This window comes from Atribacterota bacterium (assembly GCA_028703475.1).
Taxonomy (GTDB): Bacteria; Atribacterota; Phoenicimicrobiia; order Phoenicimicrobiales; family Stramentimicrobiaceae; genus JAQVMU01.
The window spans coordinates 1-16,624 of the sequence record JAQVMU010000002.1 but is presented as its reverse complement, the minus strand read 5'-3'; the positions used below and the strand labels follow the sequence as shown (position 1 = coordinate 16,624).

The 16,624-nt window shown below is 34.6% G+C and carries 15 protein-coding genes; 10 read left to right on the top strand and 5 right to left on the bottom strand.

Features of this window, described 5'->3' with window-relative positions; translation table 11 throughout:
• Positions 1 to 551: 551 nt before the first annotated feature.
• The 8 genes from PHQ99_00630 (at position 552) to PHQ99_00595 (ending at position 9,168) form a co-directional block, all read left to right on the top strand.
• The gene (locus PHQ99_00630) at positions 552 to 1,337 is read left to right on the top strand and encodes an IclR family transcriptional regulator (protein MDD4288088.1); all 786 of its coding nucleotides are present in this window, start codon (positions 552 to 554) and stop codon (positions 1,335 to 1,337) included.
• Between the two features lie 74 nt (positions 1,338 to 1,411).
• A complete protein-coding gene (gene iorA, locus PHQ99_00625; protein ID MDD4288087.1) occupies positions 1,412 to 3,268 on the top strand; it encodes an indolepyruvate ferredoxin oxidoreductase subunit alpha in 1,857 nt (618 codons plus the stop codon).
• On the top strand, positions 3,265 to 3,867 hold the full coding sequence (gene iorB / locus PHQ99_00620; protein MDD4288086.1) for an indolepyruvate ferredoxin oxidoreductase subunit beta: 603 nt from the start codon (positions 3,265 to 3,267) through the stop codon (positions 3,865 to 3,867). The genes iorA and iorB overlap by 4 nt, the downstream gene beginning before the upstream one ends.
• Positions 3,868 to 3,903: 36 nt before the next feature.
• Positions 3,904 to 5,067: a pyridoxal phosphate-dependent aminotransferase gene (locus PHQ99_00615; GenBank protein ID MDD4288085.1), complete on the top strand. Its 1,164-nt coding sequence runs from the start codon at positions 3,904 to 3,906 to the stop codon at positions 5,065 to 5,067.
• Positions 5,068 to 5,131: 64 nt separating this feature from the next.
• A complete protein-coding gene (locus PHQ99_00610; protein MDD4288084.1) occupies positions 5,132 to 6,037 on the top strand; it encodes a phosphate acyltransferase in 906 nt (301 codons plus the stop codon).
• Positions 6,038 to 6,214: 177 nt separating this feature from the next.
• On the top strand, positions 6,215 to 7,120 hold the full coding sequence (locus PHQ99_00605) for a cation diffusion facilitator family transporter (protein MDD4288083.1): 906 nt from the start codon (positions 6,215 to 6,217) through the stop codon (positions 7,118 to 7,120).
• Positions 7,121 to 7,387: 267 nt separating this feature from the next.
• Positions 7,388 to 8,224, top strand: coding sequence for a TIM barrel protein (locus tag PHQ99_00600; protein ID MDD4288082.1), 837 nt, complete (start codon positions 7,388 to 7,390; stop codon positions 8,222 to 8,224).
• 65 nt (positions 8,225 to 8,289) lie between these two features.
• Entirely contained in the window at positions 8,290 to 9,168 is an 879-nt protein-coding gene (locus tag PHQ99_00595; protein ID MDD4288081.1) for a PfkB family carbohydrate kinase, read from the top strand.
• Positions 9,169 to 9,189: 21 nt separating this feature from the next.
• On the opposite strand, the gene PHQ99_00590 is transcribed toward PHQ99_00595, so the two are convergent.
• The 4 genes from PHQ99_00590 to PHQ99_00575 all read right to left on the bottom strand — a co-directional run bounded on the left by PHQ99_00590 (position 9,190) and on the right by PHQ99_00575 (position 13,926).
• Positions 9,190 to 9,987: a TIM barrel protein gene (locus PHQ99_00590; GenBank protein MDD4288080.1), complete on the bottom strand. Its 798-nt coding sequence runs from the start codon at positions 9,985 to 9,987 to the stop codon at positions 9,190 to 9,192.
• A complete protein-coding gene (locus PHQ99_00585) occupies positions 9,984 to 11,078 on the bottom strand; it encodes an ABC transporter ATP-binding protein (protein MDD4288079.1) in 1,095 nt (364 codons plus the stop codon). Before PHQ99_00585 ends, PHQ99_00590 begins: the two co-directional genes overlap by 4 nt.
• Positions 11,079 to 11,111: 33 nt before the next feature.
• The gene (locus PHQ99_00580; protein ID MDD4288078.1) at positions 11,112 to 12,827 is read right to left on the bottom strand and encodes an iron ABC transporter permease; all 1,716 of its coding nucleotides are present in this window, start codon (positions 12,825 to 12,827) and stop codon (positions 11,112 to 11,114) included.
• Between the two features lie 94 nt (positions 12,828 to 12,921).
• The gene (locus PHQ99_00575; GenBank protein MDD4288077.1) at positions 12,922 to 13,926 is read right to left on the bottom strand and encodes an ABC transporter substrate-binding protein; all 1,005 of its coding nucleotides are present in this window, start codon (positions 13,924 to 13,926) and stop codon (positions 12,922 to 12,924) included.
• Between the two features lie 583 nt (positions 13,927 to 14,509).
• Between PHQ99_00575 and fumC the strand changes: the two genes are divergently transcribed.
• Complete coding sequence (gene fumC, locus PHQ99_00570; protein MDD4288076.1) at positions 14,510 to 15,874, top strand: class II fumarate hydratase; 1,365 nt, start codon at positions 14,510 to 14,512, stop codon at positions 15,872 to 15,874.
• 102 nt (positions 15,875 to 15,976) lie between these two features.
• Complete coding sequence (locus PHQ99_00565; protein MDD4288075.1) at positions 15,977 to 16,207, top strand: uracil-DNA glycosylase; 231 nt, start codon at positions 15,977 to 15,979, stop codon at positions 16,205 to 16,207.
• Position 16,208: 1 nt separating this feature from the next.
• Here PHQ99_00565 and PHQ99_00560 read toward each other — a convergent pair.
• On the bottom strand, positions 16,209 to 16,624 hold a 416-nt coding region (locus PHQ99_00560), incomplete at its 5' end, for a formylmethanofuran dehydrogenase subunit E family protein (protein ID MDD4288074.1).

The following is a 16,624-nucleotide window of genomic DNA, read 5'->3' as shown; positions in this document are numbered from 1 at the left end:
CATAATGTATGTAAAACCTATCATCATATCATCTGGATAACTTGTTACCTGAGAAATATCTTGGTCATAGGGGTAAATATTTATTTGGAGATAAAGTTATAAGAAATAATAAAATATTATCCTGATTGAGAATACCAGAAAATCAGAATAAAGTCAGATCATGCTCATCTGTATATTGTAATTCCTCTGAAATATACGGTGAGCAAATTAACAGAAACCATTAAGAATAATATCAACAAATCCCTCAGCAGAAAATTCACCTTTTGAAAAAGTTATACAGGAATAAAAAGGCATTTAGAAAAAAGGGTATTTATTCTCAACTGTAGAAATCAATGAAAAACTGATTCGGAAATACGTTCAATCCCAAGCAGAAAAAAATAGAACAAGGAAGCTTGAGTTTAACCTGTACCACGACTATAAAAGTGTTGGAATATATGAAATTTATAACCTTTTGAAAAATAGCAGAATGTCCTAAATTATTACACTAGGAAAAATTGTTTAAACTATGTTATAATAATATAGTTTGTTATATGAAACAAAAGGTTTAAATAATGAAACAACAGAATATTATTGTCTCCTTTAAATATCCGGTACGTTCTGTCATTTTTGCCTTTTCAATTATTGAAATGTTGGCTAAAGGCAAAATGGAATATTCTATTGCAGAAATAGTGAGAGAAGCCCAATTGCCAAAGGGTACGGTTTACAGGTTATTGGGAACATTAAGATCTCTTGGTTATGTCGGGCACAATCGCATCAATCGAAAATATTATCTTACCTATAAATTTTCTAAAATAGGAATAGTATTGAATGAAAAACTGCATATAACAGAAATTATCCCACATATGAAACAACTGGCAAAAGAATACAAAGAAATGGTCAACCTGGCAGTTTTAGAACAGGACAAAGTAGTATATCTGCATAATATTGAATCCCCTCATGCCTTGAAACTTGATTTTAAGGTTGGTACATACCAGCCTGTTCATTGTACTGCTCTGGGCAGGATATTATTAGCTTACCAGAATGAAGAGGTTTTAAATAGCTTTTTAAATAAGGGGAATTTTAAAACCTATACTCCTAAGACAATAACAGATACTGAACAACTTGTAAAAATATTTCAAAAAATCCGTAAACAGGGTTATAGTTTTGTAAGTGAAGAATACCGTCCGGGAGTGTGCTGTATTGCAGCCCCGATTTTTGATGAAGAGGGAAGTATAGCTGCATCCCTTAGTTTTAGCCTCCCAACTGCCCGCATGAACCCGGTTATTTTAGGGAAAATGATTAAATCACTGAAAAATACTGTTGAAAATATTAAAATACCAAAAGTTTTTATAGATTGATATTTAATGATTCTATAATTCATAAGAATACAGTAGTGAAATAAGAATAAGTTTAAACGAATGGGAGTGATAAATTGAAAATCGAAGATATTTTAGAAAAAAAGAAAGATGAAAAATTATTTTTGCTTGGTAATGAAGCTGCAGTCAGAGGTGCATTGGAAGCAGGTATCACTTTTACTTCAACCTATCCAGGTACCCCCTCTTCTGAAATCGGTAATGTTCTGGCAAAAATAGCCAAAAAAGCAGGAGTATATTTTGAGTTTTCCGTAAACGAAAAAGTGGCATTGGAAGTTTCAGCTGCTGCAGCTGCATCGGGTTTAAGGTCATTTGTTTTTATGAAACATGTTGGATTAAATGTAGCTGCCGATGCTTTTATGAGTACAGCCTATACAGGTGTTCGTGGTGGCATGATTATACTTTCGGCTGATGATCCCTCCATGCATTCATCCCAGAATGAGCAGGATAACAGACTTTTTGCCCAGATGGCAGGGGTTCCGGTATTAGAACCTGCTAACCCCCAGGAAGTAAAAGACCTTATGCATTATGGAATAGAAATATCTGAACAATTTCAAATACCTGTCTTAATGCGCACCACAACCAGAGTCTCTCATATGCGTGCTATAGTAAAGTTAGGTGATATAAAGAAAAAGAACAAGGAAGGATTTTTTGAGAAAGAAGAAAACAGATTTAATATAGCACCGGCATTTGCAAGAAAACTGCGAAAATCCCTGGTTGAAAAACTTCAGCAGATAGAAGAAGTTGCTAATAACTCAACGGTTAATCAAATTGTTAAGGAATGTAACAGTAAAACAGGAGTTATTACCAGTGGAGCGCCATATAATTATGTGATTGATGTTGTTAATGAAAATAATTTACAGGTTAACATTCTTAAGCTGGGCTTAAGCTATCCTTTCCCCAGAGGATTGGTAAGAAAATTTCTGGACGGGTTGGAGAGGGTAATAATTGTTGAGGAAGTTGAACCTTTTATAGAAAAAGAAGTACTGGCATTAATAGGGAAGGAATATAAAAAAATAAAGGTACATGGAAAGTTAGACGATACATTTCCAAGAATATATGAATATAATCCGGATATTATTGCTGAATCAATAGCAAAGGTGGTAAATTTTAATTTACCCGAACAAACAGATAAAAATATTGATATCGAACCGCCATTCCGGCCCCCGGTGCTATGTCCGGGATGTCCGCATCGCTCCAGTATTTACGCTATTAAAAAGGCGGTTAACAGTCTAAAAATAAGAGATGAAGATGTTATTTATTCCAATGATATAGGATGTTATACACTTGCAATGCAACCACCCTATAATATGGCAGATTATTGTATTTGCATGGGATCCAGTATTGGCATTGGCAGTGGAATGGCCAAAGCAACCAAACAGAAAGTTATTTCACTTATTGGAGATTCAACCTTCTTTCATGCCGGAATACCGCCTCTTATTAATGCGGTTCACAATAGAGCAAATATCATGGTAGTTGTTTTGGATAATCGTATTACAGCAATGACAGGAGGCCAACCAAATCCAAGTATTCCTTTGGATGGATGGGGGGAAGAAACCCCTGTAATTTCCATAGAAGAATTGGCCAAAGCAACTGGTGCCGGGTATGTAGCTGTTATAAATCCGGGGAATATTAAAAAGGCGACTGAGATTTTTAAAGAAGCATTGCAATATAAGGGTGTATCAGTAGTAATTTCCCGTTCCCCATGTATTATGCTAAAAAGCAAAGAAAAGAGACCGAATTTTCAGATTAATCAGGAAAAGTGTACCCGGTGTCAGATTTGTTTAAAACAATTTAACTGCCCTGCTATTTATAAAAAAGATGATGGGTCCATCCATATTAATGAATTATTATGCACAGGATGCGGAGTATGTGTACAGGTATGTCCCCAGAAAGCAATAGAGGTGAAAAAATGATTTCAAAAAAATGTTATAAGATTTATTTGATTGGCATTGGTGGGCAGGGTACCATAAAAACTGCTACCATTATTGGAGAAGCAGCCATGTCCCAGGGATTAAATGTGGTAATGAGTGAAGTTCATGGTATGGCGCAGCGTGGGGGAACAGTTGTCACTGAAATGAAAATAGGACAGGCAGAGAGTCCTCTTATTGAAAGGAATGCTGCAAATTTAGTCCTGGCTTTTGAACCTTCAGAAATATTAAGAACCCTGGATAAAATTGGTGAACAAACCCAGGTTATAGCTAATAGCTCTACAATAGTGCCTTTTACAGTCTCTCTTGGTATATCCACATATCCTGAAAAAAAACGGATGCTTGATAAGCTGAAAAAAGAGATAAACAATTTTTATTTAATTGATGCTGAAAAATTAGCAAAAGAAGCTGGTCATTTAATTACTGCAAATATTGTGATCCTGGGAGCAGCACTTGCAATTCCCGGATTCCCTATTAGCAGAAAGATTGTTATAGAATCTGTTAAAAAGAATTTACCTGTCAGGATGATTGATATTAATCTTAAGGCATTAGAATTGGGATATAAAGAGTTATTTTCTGAGTAAAATGGTTTTATAAATGAACTTTGGAGGAGGATAATTATGAAATGGAATCAGAACCTTAAAAGAATAAAACCCTCGAGTATCCGAAAATTGTTTGATTTGGCGCAGAATAGAAAGGATATTATCAGTTTTGGTATTGGAGAACCTGATTTTATCACACCTGATCATGTTCGGGATGCAGCTAAAAGAGCAATTGAAGAAGGGTATACTCATTATACCCCTAATGCCGGATTTGCCGATTTAAGAGAAGCCTTAGCAAAAAAATTAGTTAATTTTAATCATATAACTAGCAAACCTGAGGAAGTACTGGTAACCTCCGGAGGAACCCAAGCTCTATTTACAGCTTTTTATACTTTAATGAATCCCGGGGATGAATTGATTGTTCCAGATCCTGGTTTTCTTATCTATGGTTCACAGGTAATTTTAGCTGGTGGGAACCCTGTTTTTCTACCAATTAGAGAGAAAAACAACTTTCAAATTGATCCTGATGAATTAAGAAAATTGATAACAACAAAGACAAAGGCAATTTTATTAAATTCTCCCAGTAATCCCACCGGAATGATAATAAAGAAAGAAGTTTTAGAAGAAATAGCATTTATAGCAAAAGAAAATGATTTATTTGTTATTAGTGATGAGCTGTACGAAGATATCTTATTTGATGGTAGAGAACATCTAAGCATAGCATCATTTCCAGAAATGAAAGAACGTACTATTTCTATTTTTGGATTTTCAAAAAGCTATGCTATGACTGGTTGGCGCATAGCTTATCTTACCTGTCCAGAATTTTTAATCAAAGAGATGATTAAAATCCAACAGAATACTGCTGTTTGTCCTAATTCTGTTACACAGCGGGCTGTATTGCATGGCTTGCAAAACCCGCAAGAAACTAAAACAAGCATTGAAAGAATGCGTGCTGCATATCAAGAACGCAGAGATGTTATCTTAAAGGGACTTAATGAAATTGATGGATTTGAATGTCTAACACCAGAAGGAGCCTTTTATGCCTTTCCCAATATCACCAGAACTGGTACAAGTTCAGATGATTTATCTATTTATTTACTTGATAAATGTGGCGTAGTTGCTGTACCAGGCAATGCCTTTGGGCAATACGGTGAAGGTTATTTGCGTTTTTCATTTGCCACCTCAGTTGATATGATTAAAAAAGGAATAGAAAGGATTAAAAAAGGTATTAAAGATTTTTAAATAGCATGTATAATATTAAGCAGCTAAATAGCATGGATAATTATAAACCTCAGGAGGATTTAATATGATAACAAGTTTTCAACAACTCTTCCAAAAGTTAAGCAAAGAACAAAGACAAAGGGTTATTATTGCCGGAGGTGAAGATATAGAAGCACTGAAGGCCGTAAAGGCAAGTTATGAGATGGGCATTGGTGAGGCTGTTCTTGTGGGAAAAGAAGAAGAAATTGAAAGCTCTTTAAACGAACTTGGTTATAAAGAGCATTCTTTTATCAGGGACATAGTTTCAATTAAAAATGAAGAAGAAAAAGCCCCTGTGGCTGTGGAAGAAGTCAAGAAAGGTGGTATTCTCTTAAAAGGAAAAATAAAAACTGCCAATCTTCTAAAAGCAGTGCTTAACAAGGAAACCGGATTAAGAACTGAAAATCATATCAGTAATGTTTTTGTTTTTGAAGAACAGAGAGAAGGAAAATCCCGTATGGTACTGTTAAGTGATGGAGGAGTGAATATTAAACCGGATTTAAAGACAATGATTTCAGTAATTAGAAATGCAGTAACAGTAGCCAATAAATTAGGAATTATGAATCCAAAAGTAGCCTTGTTGGCAGCGGTAGAAGTGGTAAACCCTGATATGGAAGATACCGTACAGGCAAGTATTTTGTGTAAGATGAATCAAAGAGGGCAGATACCAGGATGTATTATTGATGGACCTTTAGCACTTGATGTTGCTATTTCAGAATTTGCTGTAAAGAAAAAAGGTATTGAATCACCTGTCGCCGGACAGGCTGATATCCTAATTGTTCCTAATATTGCCTGTGGAAATATTCTTGGCAAAAGTATTATGTATTATACCAATTTTCCGGAAGGAAACCTGGTAATTGGTGCCCAAGTACCAGTAATGATTTCTTCCAGATCAGATAGAAGTGAAGCTAAATTAAATGCCATTGGTTTGTCAATTTTATGTAGCAGATAATTTAAGTAGACAACTTTCTATATTTAAAATAGTTAAAAATATTTTATTGATAACACTTTTTCCTAATTAGTAATACGGTTGGCTCATTGTTTCTTCCCTTGCCTGATATGGAATTATATTGTAGTAAAAATATATAAAAATTTTATCTTGTTATAGTAAGAAAAAAAAGAAAGAAAAATGCATAACCATATTCACCAAAACAATAAAAGCAATAAAAGAATCATTATCACTATAATACTTAATTTTGCTATAAGTCTATTGGAGATTATTGGTGGACTTTTATCAGGCAGTCTTTCACTGCTGGCAGATGCATTGCATAACTTTAGTGATGGAATGGCAATCTTGATAAGCTATATTGCTAGAAAGATAGGCCAGCGTTCTCCTGATTTAAAAATGACTTTTGGTTATAAGCGGGCAGAAATATTAGCTGCCCTGTTAAATTCATCTGTAATTGTTATAATTTCTTTTTTTCTTTTTAGAGAGGCCTATTTACGCTTTATAAATCCTATGGAAATTACCACTCACTTAATGATAGGGATTGGGACTTTTGGATTTATTGCTGATTTGGTGAGTGTATATTTGCTCCATTCAGAGACACATAATAGCTTGAATATCCGTTCTGCGTATTTACACCTAATGGGGGATACACTTTCCTCGGTAGCAGTAATTATCGGTGGAATAATTATCTATTTCTATGACTTTTACCTTATTGATTCTCTTTTATCAGTTGTAATTGCTACCTTTATTTTGTTTCAAGGATATAGCATTTTAAAACAAAGTGTGCTAATACTCATGGAGAGAGTTCCTGCAAAAATTAATATAGATGAAATAAAAAAGAAGATAGAAATTATTCCTCAAATACACAATCTCCATCATGTTCATGTCTGGCAAATTGATGAAAATCGAATTCTTTTTGAAGGCCACATTACCTTAAATAAAGACCTGAGGCTAAGTGAAGCGGATAATATAAGGAAACAGGTTGAAGAAATATTGGAACACGAATTTCATATTCACCACCCTCATCTTCAGATAGAGTTTAGCTTATGCAATAATCAGGAATGTATAGATAACAGTTCCGGGTAAATTAATAGTGTTTATAACTACTATTTCGAACATATAATATTTTACCTCTCAAACTTTTCTATAATATGTAATTTACAGAATTAAGGAGTAGTGTATCAACTACAAGTATTTAGATCTTTTGACCATAGGATTATAATTTAGTTGTACTATTTTCGAGTAGTGTTAACAATTTAGTTATACAGAATTATATATATATTTTATTTATGATAGGAAAACAAAAGGTTAATTTCGTCATAAAAAGGATTTTTAAATAAGAAAGAAGAAATTATGATTAATCGTTCTAATTTTGGGATAAATAGAATTTTATGCCCGTCTCTTCATATTATAGATTATTTTCAACTTGCAAATGAGTTAGGGTTAAATTGTCTTGAACTAAGAAATGATTTACCAGGTAAAAGCATAACCGATACTCTTACTGCAAAAGAAACAAAGATACTTGCTGATCGATATAGTATAAAAATATGCACCATTAATGCATTACAAAGGTTTAACAATCCTATTGATTTGGAAAAAATAAAAAAGGAATTAATCTACCTGTCAAATTTAGCAAAAGAAATAAACTGCCCGGCAATTGTTTTTTGTCCGATTAATTCCATTAATGATTTTCGTAGTCCAAAAGAGCAATTCAGGGATACTGTTGATATGTTAATAGAATTGGCCCCTATCCTTAAGAAATATAATATTAAGGGATATATCGAACCGCTAGGATTTAAATCCAGTTCTTTATCTTCTGTTATTACAGCCATGAAAGCAATTAGAGAGGTGGGATATGAAGGATATAAAGTTGTATTTGACACTTTCCATCATGCCATCGGTCCTGACAGTTTTAAGACAATAATTAGGGAGTATGATATTCAAATAACCGGAATAATACATATATCTGCTGTAACTGCAGAAATATGTACAGAAGAATATAACGATGAACACCGCAATATTGATTTTTTAAATGATAAATTAAAAAGCAAACAACTAATTGAGTATTTTATTAAGAATGGTTATGATGGTATAGTTTCATTTGAACCATTTAATAGGGATTTACAGGCATTAAATAAAGAGGACCTAAAAAATAGAATTGAAAAGGCAATTGAATTTTTAAATACCTAATAAGAATTAGTATAATGTAATTCTTATTTATAATTTTTTTCATAACAATTCAGGAGGTTAGTTAGTTGAAAAACTCATACCAAATAGCCTTTATAGGCCATTATACAAAAGATACTATTGTATCTGTCAGTGGGACCAGGGTTGTTAATGGAGGTGCTTTCAATTATGGCGCAAATGTTGCCGCCAGAATGAATCTTAAAGTACAGGCAGTAACAATGATGTCATCAGAAGATTCAGAAGTGGCAAGGGATTTAGAAGAGTTGGGAGTTAAAACATATGTAACCTGGATTCCAGAATCTACCTGTTTAAAATTAGTATATCCTTCAGATAACCCGGATGAGAGAGTTATATATGTAAGTAGCTGGGCAGGACCCTTTACTTTGAGGGAGGTTAATGTAATAAATGCTGAAGTTATTGTTGTTGGAGCTTCCATGCGTGAAGAAATTCCACTGACAGTGGTTAAGATGCTTGCACAGAAAGACTCTATTTTGGCTGCTGATATTCAAAGTTTTCTCCGTGTAAATGATAATGGTAAATTAATAGCAAAAACATGGCCGGAGAAGGAAGAAATTTTATCCTGTATTGATGTATTAAAGACTGATGCAGTGGAAGCTGAAATTTTAACAGGAGAGAAAGATATTAAAAAAGCAGCTACTTTAATTAGGGATTTGGGGCCAAAAGAAGTAATCATTACACACAAAGAAGGTGTGCTGGTGTTTGCTGAGGAAAAGTTTCACCAGGCTCTATTTTATCCCAGAGAACTAATCGGACGGAGTGGTAGGGGTGATACCTGTATAGCTTCCTATATGGCAAAAAGAATTAATTCTTCCCCACAGGAATCCACTATCTGGGCAGCAGCAGTAACAAGTTTGAAGATGGAAGCAGAAGGGCCTTTTCGTCGATCTATTGATGAGGTGGAAACACTGATTCAGGAAAAATATTAAATATAAAAAATTTAATCAAGATTATTCAGTAAAAACTGATTCCCAGAGATTTTTTATTTGGAGTAGTGATTCATCAGAATCATGAGCAGGGGAATATTCAAACCCAACAAAACCATTGTATCTTTCTGCTTTCAGTAATTCCAGAATTTCTTTCCAGTCTATTTGACCTGTTCCGGGTTCGTGTCTTCCCGGAATATCGGCAATATGAATATAACCTATTTCCGGGAGGTATTGTTTAATAATTTGTTTGATATCATGACCCATGACTCCAAGATGATATAAATCGGCTAAAATTTTAAGCTGAGGATAGTTAATCTCCCTGATTATTTTTACCGCAGTATCCATATTATCCAGACAATAACCAGGATGGTCAATTTTTGTATTAAGAATTTCTAATACCAGAGTTATAGAACCGGGAGTTAGGCTGATTGCCTTTTCCAGGCCGGAAATAATATTATCATATTTCTCTTTTGCACTTATCTCAGCATAGTTGTATTTTACTATTCCTTCTTCTCCCAATTCATCTGTTAATAACATCAGATAAGGGCAATTCAGTATTTTTGCTGTTTTTATTGCATGTTTCAAATCAAAAAATATTTCATGATGAGTGTTGCTGGCAATTAAGCACCCGTGTCTCTGGGCACTGAAATTAGCCACTTTTACATTAAATTGATGGCATGAGGAATAAAGAAGATCAATGTTTTTGTCTGTCCAATCCCAGAATTCAATCCAGGAAAAACCGGCTTGCTTAATTTTCTCGATTTTTTCTTCTGGCTTTATCCCCGGATAAATCATTTCAATGCAGATAACCGGTTTCATTTTTCTTCCTCCCATGGTAATAAATGAAGACTTCTAACCGGTAATTTAATAGATACTTCTTCACCATTTTCAAATGATTCACATTCCTGTGGATTTGACATTTCAACAGTAACCAGTTGTTTTGCAATTTCGATAATATAGGTCATCTGATTACCTAAAAAGACAATTTCCCGAATGATGCCGGTTATAGTATCAGGTTTTTTCTTTTCAAGGATTATAGATTCAGGGCGTAGGACCAGAAATGCTTTATCATTTTTTTTAAAGGATTTTTTTGCTTTTGGGATAATTAGTTTTTGCTCTAATAGATTAATAGTAACATCACCGTCTGGAGTGACATCCTCAACAACTGTATTTAGAAAATTTGCTTTCCCGATAAAATCAGCCACAAAACAATTATCCGGTCTGGCATAAACTTCTAAGGGGGTTCCAATTTGCTGTATTACCCCATCTTTCAAGATTACAACTCGATCGGAAAGAGACATAGCTTCTTCCTGATCATGGGTTACATATATGGAGGTAATTCCGACCCGTTGTTGTAATTTTCTTATTTCAAGACGCATTGATACCCTGAGTTTTGCATCCAGATTTGAAAGAGGTTCATCAAGCAATAAAACTTTTGGCTCCATAATCAAAGAACGAGCCAGGCTGACTCTTTGCTGCTGTCCTCCGGAGAGTTGGGATGGTGAACGATTTCCAAATTTTTCCAGGCCAACCAATTTCATTATATCATCAGCCTTTTTCTTGGCTGATTGAGAATTTTCGCCATGAATTTTAGGTCCATAAATAATGTTTTGGGCAACTGTCATATGAGGGAAAAGTGCATAATTTTGAAATACCATAGCCGTTGGTCGCTTATTAGGAGGAGTTGTTGTCACATCTTCCTGATCAATAAATATTTTACCGGAGGTGGGCAATTCAAAGCCGGAAATCATCCGTAATATAGTAGTTTTACCACACCCTGAAGGCCCCAGAAGGGTTACAAGTTCACCTTCATTAACTTTTAAGCTTACATTATTAACTGCTGTTACACTATCTCTTCCACTTCCAAATATTTTAATCAAATCTTTCAATTCCAAATAGTTATTTTTCATTTTAGAACCTTTCTGCTTAATTAAACAATAGAATTAACCCAAAATTTCAGTTGTTCTAACACCTTTCCCTATTTTACCTACAATAAATTGTATCAGTCCAAGCGCTATCAGGACAATTACAATTAATAACATACTCATGGCGGCAGCATGTGCGTATTGAGTGTTATCAACAAAACCGAGAATTGCAACTGTGATAAGATTCCATTGACCTGATACTACAAAAATAATTGCACTGATTGCTGTCATTGCTTTAACAAAACTGTAGGCTAAACCCGAAAAGAATGCCGGAGCAATCATCGGCAGAGTAATTTTTCGGAAAGTGGTATTACTATCAGCTCCTAAGTCAGTTGATGCTTCTTCAATTGCCGGGTCAATCTGTTGCAGCGCAGCAATTCCTGAACGTATACCGACTGGCATATTACGGAAAACGAGAAGTAAAATAATTATCCATGCTGTGCCGGTTAAAACAACAGGCATCACAACTGATTCCTGATTGAATGCCAGTATATATCCAATACCAACAACTGTTCCGGGCACTGCAAAGGTTAACATGGAAATAAATTCCATGAGTCCTCGCCCAATAAATTTTTTTCTTATAATCAAGAAAGATATAAAAATTCCAACTATTCCGGTAATAGGGGTGGCAATAGTAGATAAAGTAATAGAGTCAATCAGATAATCTTTTCCAACCTCAAACATTTCTACATAATTTTGTAGAGTCAGCGTAGGATTAACACCCCATAAGGTTTGGAATGAGCCATATACAATAGTACCATAGAATAAAATTACAATTCCGGCATAAAGTAAGCAGGCTCCATATACCGGCAGTTTGATATACCATTCCAGGTTTTTTATAGTAGCACCGGTAGGTTTTCCGGTTACAGTCACATAGGATTTACGGGAAACCCAGTATTTTTGAACAAAAAAAGCGATCAAGGTTGGCACAAGTAAAAGTATAGCTAAAGTAGAGCCACGGGGAAGATCATACATTCCGGTAATCTGTAAAAAAGCTTGAACCGAAAGCACTCTATAATTACCCGAAATAACCATGGGATTACCAAAATCTGCCATAGATTGAATGAATACTAAAAGCCAGGCACTGGCGATTCCCGGAGTAGCAAGAGGCAAAGTGACAGAAGAAAATATTTTAATTCTTGCAGCCCCCAGATCCATAGAAGCTTCTTCCAATGAGGGGTCTATTGCCTCCAGGATTCCATATAAAACCATGAAAGCGGTAGGACTATAGGCAATTGTCTCTACTAAAATCAAACCACCCAATCCATAGACAGAATAATTGCCAATTATATTTTTTAACCAGGGCGTTAATGCACCTGCTCTTCCAAAAAGAAGAATTGCTGCCAGTGCAACTACAAATGGTGGCGAGATAATGGGAAAAGTGGCGGTTAAACGAAAAAATGATTTAAATGGCAAAGGGGTTCTGGTCAAGGCATAAGCAAAAATAAAACCGGCAATTGTTCCGATAGTTGCGGTACAAATACCCAGAATTATACTATTTATAAATGGCTGAAAATAATATCTTTTAGAAAAGATTGCCAGGTAGTTGGAAAAATCCCATTGTCCGTCAATAAAAATACTATATTTAATAACCTGGAATAAGGGATATGCAACAAAAGTAAATAAAAAATAAAAAATAAGTATGATAAAAACAAAAAGTATTGGCTCTTTCCAGATAAGCCTTAATTGTCCTGCTATTTCATGAAACTGCCTGTTTCTATAGCTATTCATCATTAATTGCCTTGATTTATAAAATCCCTGCTACTGTTTCTAAATTTTTGAATTAGATTAATAGCAGCAGGGATTAAAATTATTTTAATTCATTTCTTTATTTGCCTATACGATCTCTCCAGGCCTCGACCCAATCATCTTTACTCTCTCCTGCAAGAATATGGTCATAATCGATTAACTTTACATCTTCTAAGGTAACAGAGCCTTCTGCGACTGTAGCCTCCGGATTAACTGGAAGTCTGTTGTATTCCTGGAATAGGTTTTGAGCATCGACCGTATAACACCAATCTATAAATTTCTTTCCTAATTCCGCCTCAGGAGCTCCTTTAATTAAGGATAATCCTCCAATCTCATATCCAGTCCCTTCTTCCGGGAAGGTCATGACTACAGGATAACCTGCTTTTACACCCTTAGCCAGGATATCATGGGAGAAGGATATTCCAACAGCAACTTCGCCAAGTCCTACCATACCTATGCAGGCGGTTCCTGATTTGGTGTATTGGAAAATGCTATGCTGGTCAAAATCTTCCCACCAATCCAGTGCTTTTTCTAAGCCTAACATTTGAACAAGAGTTGCATAGGTTGTATAGGCAGTTCCCGAAGTATAAGGGTAAGCCATAGCTACATTCTGTTTTAATTTAGGATGAAGTAAGTTTGCCCAGGAAGTCGGGGGTTCCATATTGTTTTCTTCTAAAAATTCGGTATTGGTGACAAATCCTATGGCACCACTATAGAATCCTAACCAAGCCCAATCATCAGCATGGAATAAATCAGGTAATTCAAAATCTGTATTGGGTTTGTAGGGTTCCAATAATCCTTTGGAAGCAGCATTAATATGAGATGTATTAGAACCGGCGTGCCAGACACTTGCCTGAGGATTACTGGCTTCTGCTTCTATTCTGGCTAATACCTCTCCAGAAGACATTCTAACCCATTGGACATCAATACCGGTTTCTTCTTCAAATGCTTCAATGTATAATTTTGCTTCCTCGGTATCAAAAGCTGTATATAAGTGTAGGACTTCTTTTTGGGCAAGACTGTTAGCAGTTACACAGAAAACCAAAAATAAAACTATTAGCAAAGACCACAATATTTTTTTCATCGAATAAAACCTCCTATAGTTTTTTAATAATAAATTATTTTTTAAGTTGGATAGTTATACAATAAAGAAAAGGATAATTGATCAAATATTTTGATAATCACCCCCCATCTCAAAGATTTTAGAATTTTGATACTTCAAATGTAAGTTACTGAATAAATAATAAGTCTATTGTAATTTTATTGACACAATAATAGACAATTTTCAATAAAGATAACACTATTAGAATATAGCAAACCACCTCACAGTAAATATTGTATCAAATAGAAGTGTATCCTGCAAAAATACTTTTATTGCTTCGCTATTTAGTTTAATCAAATTAAAACCGGGAGTTTTTGGGTAGATAAATATTTAAAATTGTATAGATCGTCCATATTTTTTATTCAATTGTACTATAATAAAAATAAGTGATTTAATTTTTAGAAAAAGTATTGGATTAAAAATATAATTTTAAAAGGAAATTAGAAAATTATAGTTGAGGTTGAAATATGGACAAAAATGTTTCGAATTTAGTTTTTTATAATTCATTTTTTTATCAATTTGACAGTTAATTTATTGTGAATTATTAAATAGGAGGATTCCAATAATGAGGATAAAAGTTGAAAAGGATAGTATGGGAGAAGTACAAATACCTGGAGATAGATTGTGGGGAGCTCAAACCCAGCGTAGTCTGGAGAATTTTAAGATAGGTAAAGATAAAATGCCAATCGAAATTATAAAGGCCTTTGCAATTTTAAAAAAGGCCGCTGCCTTAACTAATTATGAACTTGGTTGGATAGAGAAGAAAGCTGCTGATATGATTGTTATAGTGTGTGAAGAGATATTGAATGGAAAGATGGATAGTCATTTTCCACTTGTCGTATGGCAAACAGGTAGTGGCACACATACTAACATGAATATAAATGAAGTAATCGCGAATAGGGCAAACCAGATTTTAGGCAAGAAAACAATTCATCCCAATGATCATGTTAATAAGGGGCAGAGCTCCAATGACACTTTCCCGACTGCAATGCATATTGCTGCTGTTAATGAACTCGAAGGCAGGTTATTTCCTGCCCTGTCGTTAATAAAAGAAGTTTTAATTAAAAAAATTGAGGATAATAAAGATATTGTAAAAGCAGGCAGAACTCATCTTCAGGATGCCGTTCCATTGACCTTGGGACAGGAGATAAGTGGATGGTACCGGATGATTGAACGCAGTGAAGAAATGATTAAGGAAGGTTGCCTTAAATTATTAGATATCGCTTTAGGGGGTACGGCGGTAGGGACAGGATTAAATGCCCCTCCTGAATTTGCCGAAAGAGTAGCTGAAAAGATTGCAGTCCTGACATCCAGAAATTTTAAAACTGCATCTAATAAATTCTATTCATTAACCAGTTTGGATGATTTAGTCTTCACACATGGAGCAGTTAAAGGATTAGCCGCAGATATGATGAAAATAGCAAATGATATCCGGTGGCTTTCCAGTGGTCCTCGCTGTGGGATAGGAGAATTGAATATTCCGGCTAATGAACCGGGAAGTTCTATAATGCCGGGAAAGGTTAATCCAACACAATGTGAGGCTGTGACAATGGTTGCAGTACAGATTATGGGAAATGATGTTTCTATTGGTATTGCAGCCAGTCAAGGAAATTTTGAGCTAAACGTATTTTTACCGGTTACTGTATACAATTTTTTACAATCAGTCAGGCTCTTAGCTGATTCTATCATTTCATTCAGCGAAAATTGCTTAAAAGGCCTCAGCCCAAATAAAGAAAGAATAAATTATTTTTTAAATAATAACCTTATGCTGGTAACCGCTTTAAATCCTATAGTTGGCTATGATAATGCTGCAAAGATAGCTCTGAAAGCATACCAGGAAGAGATAAGTTTAAAAGAAGCTGCTTTAAAATTAAATTTATTGACTGAAGAAGAATTTGACAAAATTGTTGACCCTGCCAAAATGGTTTAGGTATCGTACTAATTGTTTTACAATTCAATATAAGTATATATTGTTAGCTGCATAAATATTTTCATTATTTCATGTCATAAAGAGATATTAAGGAGTTTTACTATGGTGAATGTATGTATTTGGTATGACCAGACTTCAGGGATGAAACGAGCTTATGATAAAGGATTGCTGGATAAGAAATGGATTGAAAATTATTGTTTAAATGGTGGCAAAAATTGTATACGGAAGCAGCGATTTGAAGAAAAAGGATATGTTTCTCCGGATTATGTTTTACCGGACGGAACTGTTAATGAAAATTTAAAGAAAATTATTGAAGAAAAAGGCCACTTTTAACTTAATCGGATTTTTCTCTAAAATAGTCAAATAATTCAGCATTGGGAATATCTAACACTTTTTGACTTAAATCCTCACAGCTTTCTTTTTCAAAATCCAGAGATTTAACTATTTCTGGTTTTAGGAATATGCGAAGGTTTTTGTCTTCTGTTTTAAATAAAGCATTAATATTACCGGTTTGATTCTTTACTTTGATATTTCCCTTTCCCATAGTACAGCCGGTTGATATCTGTAGTCCATCAACAAAACAGGACATTGGTCTGCGGTATTCCAGTTCAGCTTCAACAGATAAATCAAAATATCCTTTTGCTTTTAAATTCTTGAGGGCTAAAAGACCCATTTTTATACCCAGATTTAGATAAGGACCTGCATGACCATGCAGTTTTATTCCACGTTCAATCATATCACCTAAGTTAT

Coding starts and splice junctions, on each gene's coding strand:
- PHQ99_00630 (MDD4288088.1), top strand. CDS start 552: ATGAAACAACAGAATATTATTGTCTCCTTTAAATATCCGGTACGTTCT.
- fumC (MDD4288076.1), top strand. CDS start 14,510: ATGAGGATAAAAGTTGAAAAGGATAGTATGGGAGAAGTACAAATACCT.
- PHQ99_00600 (MDD4288082.1), top strand. CDS start 7,388: ATGATTAATCGTTCTAATTTTGGGATAAATAGAATTTTATGCCCGTCT.
- PHQ99_00590 (MDD4288080.1), bottom strand. CDS start 9,987: ATGAAACCGGTTATCTGCATTGAAATGATTTATCCGGGGATAAAGCCA.
- PHQ99_00610 (MDD4288084.1), top strand. CDS start 5,132: ATGATAACAAGTTTTCAACAACTCTTCCAAAAGTTAAGCAAAGAACAA.
- PHQ99_00580 (MDD4288078.1), bottom strand. CDS start 12,827: ATGATGAATAGCTATAGAAACAGGCAGTTTCATGAAATAGCAGGACAA.
- PHQ99_00605 (MDD4288083.1), top strand. CDS start 6,215: ATGCATAACCATATTCACCAAAACAATAAAAGCAATAAAAGAATCATT.
- PHQ99_00615 (MDD4288085.1), top strand. CDS start 3,904: ATGAAATGGAATCAGAACCTTAAAAGAATAAAACCCTCGAGTATCCGA.
- iorB (MDD4288086.1), top strand. CDS start 3,265: ATGATTTCAAAAAAATGTTATAAGATTTATTTGATTGGCATTGGTGGG.
- PHQ99_00575 (MDD4288077.1), bottom strand. CDS start 13,926: ATGAAAAAAATATTGTGGTCTTTGCTAATAGTTTTATTTTTGGTTTTC.
- PHQ99_00585 (MDD4288079.1), bottom strand. CDS start 11,078: ATGAAAAATAACTATTTGGAATTGAAAGATTTGATTAAAATATTTGGA.
- PHQ99_00565 (MDD4288075.1), top strand. CDS start 15,977: ATGGTGAATGTATGTATTTGGTATGACCAGACTTCAGGGATGAAACGA.